This is a genomic window from Emticicia sp. (assembly GCF_049241225.1).
GTDB lineage: Bacteria > Bacteroidota > Bacteroidia > Cytophagales > Spirosomataceae > Emticicia.
The window spans coordinates 1-5,619 of sequence record NZ_JBMLRC010000287.1 but is presented as its reverse complement, the minus strand read 5'-3'; the positions used below and the strand labels follow the sequence as shown (position 1 = coordinate 5,619).

The window sequence follows — 5,619 nt, the reverse complement described above, 5'->3', positions numbered from 1 at the left end:
TCAAGCTATTTTTGAATTGGCTGATGACAAACACAATCGTTATTTTACGCTCAAGCAAGACCAAATGGCTGTTTTACTTAGTCATTTTAGCCCTTGGAGTAAGAAACCCTATTCTTCTATCATTGATTATATTGCCAAAACTCCCTCAAAATATGAAATATCCCAAAATAGTAAGGAACTCAAAGAGCTAAAGGTTGCTTTGAAAAAATATCTTACTGGTGAAGGTGAGGTATAAAAAAGTCATTTCAAGTATCAAGACTCGAAATGACTTTGGCTTTAACCCTAAACTAAATCTCTAAATAATTAATGTCAAGTCCCTCATTCCGTTTCTGATTCGTCAAAAATATTGAATAAATCAGAGCCAGATACTAACCAATTTTCGTCAAAAACTTCCTCATTATCATCCCAAAAAAGTTCTGCTGTTGTGGCATAAATTCTTGTAATTTCTTCATTTTTCATATTTGAAATATTTTAAAATTTGAGTGAATATTTTTACTGATTTATAAGTTAAATTTTTGATAACCAATGGTTTGTAATGATATTTTAATCATTTTCCTTGATAAAAATCAACTATTTTTACTCGAAAGAAATATTCATATTTTGCTTGAATCGCATTTGCTTTTGCTTTATCAAAATTTGTTTTGGTAATCGTATAATCAATTGGATTGATGATACCCGTAGAAAGTTTGATTTCGGCTACATTGAACGCTTTTTCTAAAGCAATTAATTGATTTTGTAGCGATTCATATCTTTCGGCGGCATTATCTCGGTCAATGAAAGCCTGTTCTATCGCTTGTTGAAGTTGCAAGCGAATATTTGTAACTTCGTTTTGAGCTATTTTTTGCTGAATTTTTACATTTTCTAAACGATATTTTTGTTGCGTTGTATTGAAAATCGGAATGCGTATATTCAAACCAAACGAGAGGTTATTATTATTGCCTAATTGATTGGTAAAACCAATTTTCTTTGTAGAAATATCAGGCACAATTTGCATGACGGGTACTTGTGTGTTATTAATATTGATGTATTGATTGGTGAATGATTCACTAAATTTTTCGCCAATAATTGCTTTTTTGGCAGCACTTGAATAGGATGTTCCCCAAGCTCCACTCAAAGTAATGGTAGGAAATTTCATATTATTTATAATTTCTATGCCCTTTTGATGCGTTAATAATCTCGTTTTTCCCGCTTTAATTTCTGGAAAACTATTTTCAGCAAAATCTAAAACCTCGCTTTGAATCTGTAAGTTTGGCGAAATTTGTATGTTTTCGAGAGAAATACCTTCAAAATTTATCTCTTTGTCTGACGAGATATTTAGTAGCTGTTTCAGACGAAGCTTGGCCGAACGATAATTGTTTTTGGCATTCGTTATCTGAAATTCATCGCTGGCCAGTTGGGCTTTAATATCATAAAGGTTCGATTCCGAAGTAACATTTAATTTCACCAGTTTCTCGACTTTTTCGAGTTGTAATTTACTTGCTAAGGCTTGATTTTGAGCTACTTCCAATAATTCATTGGCCGATAAAATCTGCATATAAGCCAAAATAACGTTGAGTTTGATGGTGTTTTTTGCGGTTTCTACATCATATTTCGAAGCTTTTAGTTGTAGCATTTGTTGTTCCAACTGCTTTTTATTCTGGAAACCATTAAAAACTACCCAGTCGGCTCGAACCCCCATGTTATTTGTGCCAATTTGGTTGGTTACTACGTCATTGCTATATGGGTCGATAGTTCGACCAAGATTATAACCTTGATTTAAGAAGCCAGCAACGGCAGGCAATTGGCTAAACTTTGTTTGGTTATATTGATTGATACTCGACTCAACCTGCATTTCAGATTGTTTGATTTGAAAGTTATTTTTAATGGCTAACTCTATACAATCTTCGAGTTTGAGTTGGGTTTGAGCTTGTAAACCCGTGGCAGCAAACAAGCTCAAAAAAATATATTTATACATGATTAATGATGTTTTTCGTAGATAAATCTTTGTTCATACTCACTCCGTTGGCACTAATAGTGTATAAATCCATTGGCGAAACATCACTTTTTTGCTCTTCAACCAAATATTGCGATGCCCAAAGTTTATAATATGCCTCATGTTTTTCGAGTAGTTGATGATGGCTACCTTCTTCTATGACTTTGCCTTCTTCAATCACCACAATTTTATCGGCATTCATAATCGTGCTTAGGCGATGAGCAATAATAATGACTGTTTTACCTGCTTCACGCAAACGTTGAATGGTTGCCTGTACGGCTCGCTCCGAAAGCGAATCGAGTGAAGAGGTTGCTTCATCTAAAATGATGATTTCGGGTTTTCGATAGATGGCACGAGCAATGGCGATTCGTTGTTTTTGTCCGCCCGAAAGGCTTGCTCCGTTTTCACCTAAATATGTATGGAAACCATTCGGGAGTTTTTCTATAAAATCACTAATGCCGAGCATTTGACAAATGCCAACGATGCGTTGCATATCGGGTTCGTATTCGCCAACGGCGATATTTTCGATAACATTTCCTGCAAAAAGGTCGATTTTTTGAGGCACAACGCTCACCAATTGGCGAATCGTATGATTACTAATATGCTTAATATCGAAGCTACCTATATGAATACTGCCTTTTTGTAAAGGATAAATGTTTTGTAGTAAAGACAGTAAGGTAGATTTGCCTGAGCCACTTTCACCTACTACTGCAGTGATTTGTCCTTTTGGAATTGTCAGATTTAGGTTTTCAAAAACTTGTACACGAGTGCCGTATCTAAACGAAACATCTTGGAACGTAATATTACCAATCATTTCGGGTGTGAGGTCAATTTTATTTTCGGTGGTTTCACGCTCCAAATCTAAGATTTCAAACAAACGGTCGGCCGCAATAAGGGCATCTTGAATAGTTCGGTTGGCACCAATCAAGCTACTGGCTGGGCCTGTAAAATAACCTATGAGTGCATAAAATGAAAGAAGTTCGCCTGGGGTGAGGTCTTTATCAAGTACAAATCCCGACCCTGCCCATAACAAAACGATTGTGAATAATCGTGAAACTAACTCAGAGGCAGTACCCGACCAAACTGCGTTTTTGGTAGAGGTAAAAATAGTTTTCAGTAATTTTACGAAGCGAGTTTCGGTTTTTATGTTGGCGTATTCTTCCAAACCGAAGCGTTTGATGGTAGCCATAGAATTAAGCGACTCTACTAATTGAGATTCTAATTCTGCTCCGTTTTCCATGAGTGTACGTTGGTATTTTTTATTCAAGCGATTGACAATCAGGTAATTAGCTGCATAAAACGGAATTACTGCCAACATAATCAATGCCAGTTTCCAGTCGTAAGTAAACATCATTCCGAAAGAAAACAAGACTATAAAAATATTAACAACCAAGTTGAGGGCGATGTCATTGATAAAAGCTCGAATCTTAACGGCATCATTGATTCGAGAAATAATTTCTCCCACTCGCATCGTGTCGAAAAACTGCTGTGGAAGTTTCATTAAATGTTTGTAATACCCCAAAATCAATTGAGCATCAATTTGTTGCCCTGTTCGGAGAGCAAAAAAAGTTTTCATTGAGCCAATGAGTAGCTGCAAAATCAAAATTAGAATCATACCTACACTCAATAGATTTAATAGATTCCGATTGCCTTCAACTAATACATTATCTACAATTTTTTGAACATAAATCGAAGTAGAAAGCCCCAAAATAGTGTAAACCAATGCTCCAAAAAGTGCTTGAGCCATCACTGATTTGTGGGGTTGAATCAATTTCCAAAAACGACCAGAAACAGATTCCTTGGCATTCCCAACTTGGAAATTTTCGTCAGGAAGTAAAAGTATCAAAACCCCTGTCCAGATTTTCTGGAAGGCTTCGTGACTCATTTTGTCGATTTTACCGAAAGCTGGGTCCATCACCTCCACGTATTTATCGGTTACATCATAAATGACCACAAAATGATGCAAAACCTCTTTGATAACAACGTGGGCAATAGCGGGTTTTGGTATTTTTGAAAGACTTTCAAATGTGCCACGGACACCTTTCGCTTGAAAACCAAGCTTTTGGGCGGCTTCAATCATACCCAATACATTTGTGCCTTTTTTGTCGGTTGAAGCATACTGGCGTATGCGAGCAATAGGCAACATGAGCTTATAATGTGCCGAAATTGATGCTAAACAAGCTGCTCCGCAGTCTGTAATATCGTGCTGTTTGATGCAAGTTTTTTTCATATAAAACCCCTAATTCCTATACGGTAATTATTGATGGGTGATTGAATTTTGAAGAATAAGGTTATTTAACGAGTTGCGATTGAATTGTTTTTAGGATTCAACCAATCGTCGGTTTTGTCGTAGAGTAAATCGAATAGACTGCGTTTGGTTACTACAAAGTGGCTTCTGAGGGTCATTCCTTTCTTTAATTTACCTTGGTAGCCATTTTTTAAAACCAGATGGTCTTGGTTTAAAAGACATTTTACTTTAAAGAATGCCTGTTGATTTTCGCCGATGGTGAGGTCGTTGGCTATTTCGGTAACAGTTCCTTCGGCAAGTCCCCATTGGTTATAGTCGAAGGCATCCATTTGCATGCGAGTTTTCATTCCTTTCTGCAATAAACCAATATCTTTAGGCGAAACATAGCACTCAACAACCAAATTTGAATCGGGCGAAATAACGCCTAACAATTCACCAGTTTGAATATATCCACCTGTGTATTTTCCTGCTAATTGACTGATATTACCACTAATTGGGGCTTTTATGGTATAGAATTCTCGTTCTTTGAGCCACTGACGGCTTTGAGCTTGTAGTTCGTCGAGTGCCATTTTGTATTGCGAAAGAGCCGTTTGCCAGTCGCTAATTTGGCGTTCGATGATATTCTTTGATTGTGCTTGTACGGTTTGAAAAGCAAATTCTTTGTCTTCAAATTCTTGCTGAGCAACAACTTTTTCTTCTAAGAGTTTTTTATTGATGTCGAGTTCTCGTTTGCGTTTTTTTTGAGTTTGCTGGTTTTCGCTCAAAAGCAAACGAAACTGTTCATATTGTTGGCGATAGAGAGCCGAAGATAAAATGCCATTGAGTGTTAGGTTTTCTCGGTTAAGGGCAACCAACTTTTCTAAATCATTGATAAATAATTTCTTTTCGTTTTGTTGCACTTCGTTTAGTCGAATTTTGGTGTCGAGTATATCGGTTTGGAGGCGAAAGACAGTTTGCCCTTGCTCAATGCTTTGATTTTCTTTGATGAAAGTTTCGCTGATAGTGCCAGCAATGAGTGAGCGGATTTCGTTTCGCTCGGCAGTTGGGCGAATCATACCCGAGCTTTGCACCGAAACCTCGACTTGGATGAGTGGCAAAGCCACCAATGCAGCAATGATGGCAAGAATAACGGACAAATAGATGATTTGACTTCGCACCGAAACGGTGGGCAGATAGGCTTCGGTCGTAAACTCAATAACCTCGGCTGGGTGGATTTGATTTTGCATTGTCTTGGATTCGTTTAAGATTATGCTACAAAGTTGGTGCAGAGACTATTTTTATTCAATAACACAAAGGTGTAACTTATAACTTTTAGTTATAAAAAAAGCATCTGTTTCGAGATGCTTTTTATTTTACCTTAAAACAATCCTGTACGATAGTCCTATCCATAAATTATCAG

5 protein-coding genes are annotated in these 5,619 nt (G+C 36.9%); 1 reads left to right on the top strand and 4 read right to left on the bottom strand.

Features of this window, described 5'->3' with window-relative positions; genetic code table 11:
• Positions 1–235 (top strand): hypothetical protein (locus ACOVO2_RS15425; RefSeq protein WP_421770836.1); only part of this gene is annotated, 235 nt, incomplete at its 5' end.
• Between the two features lie 83 nt (positions 236–318).
• Here the strand turns inward: ACOVO2_RS15425 and ACOVO2_RS15420 are convergent.
• From ACOVO2_RS15420 to ACOVO2_RS15405, 4 genes are all read right to left on the bottom strand, one after another.
• Positions 319–459, bottom strand: coding sequence for a hypothetical protein (locus ACOVO2_RS15420; RefSeq protein ID WP_421770835.1), 141 nt, complete (start codon positions 457–459; stop codon positions 319–321).
• A gap of 88 nt (positions 460–547) precedes the next feature.
• The gene (locus tag ACOVO2_RS15415; protein ID WP_421770834.1) at positions 548–1,954 is read right to left on the bottom strand and encodes a TolC family protein; all 1,407 of its coding nucleotides are present in this window, start codon (positions 1,952–1,954) and stop codon (positions 548–550) included.
• A complete protein-coding gene (locus tag ACOVO2_RS15410; protein ID WP_421770833.1) occupies positions 1,947–4,202 on the bottom strand; it encodes a peptidase domain-containing ABC transporter in 2,256 nt (751 codons plus the stop codon). The genes ACOVO2_RS15415 and ACOVO2_RS15410 overlap by 8 nt, the downstream gene beginning before the upstream one ends.
• Before the next feature lie 65 nt (positions 4,203–4,267).
• Positions 4,268–5,446: an HlyD family secretion protein gene (locus ACOVO2_RS15405; protein WP_421770832.1), complete on the bottom strand. Its 1,179-nt coding sequence runs from the start codon at positions 5,444–5,446 to the stop codon at positions 4,268–4,270.
• Between the last annotated feature and the right edge of the window lie 173 nt (positions 5,447–5,619).

What these genes read in the sequence shown, in the direction of transcription:
- ACOVO2_RS15415 (WP_421770834.1), bottom strand. Translation starts at nt 1,954, where the DNA reads ATGTATAAATATATTTTTTTGAGCTTGTTTGCTGCCACGGGTTTACAA.
- ACOVO2_RS15420 (WP_421770835.1), bottom strand. Translation starts at nt 459, where the DNA reads ATGAAAAATGAAGAAATTACAAGAATTTATGCCACAACAGCAGAACTT.
- ACOVO2_RS15410 (WP_421770833.1), bottom strand. Translation starts at nt 4,202, where the DNA reads ATGAAAAAAACTTGCATCAAACAGCACGATATTACAGACTGCGGAGCA.
- ACOVO2_RS15405 (WP_421770832.1), bottom strand. Translation starts at nt 5,446, where the DNA reads ATGCAAAATCAAATCCACCCAGCCGAGGTTATTGAGTTTACGACCGAA.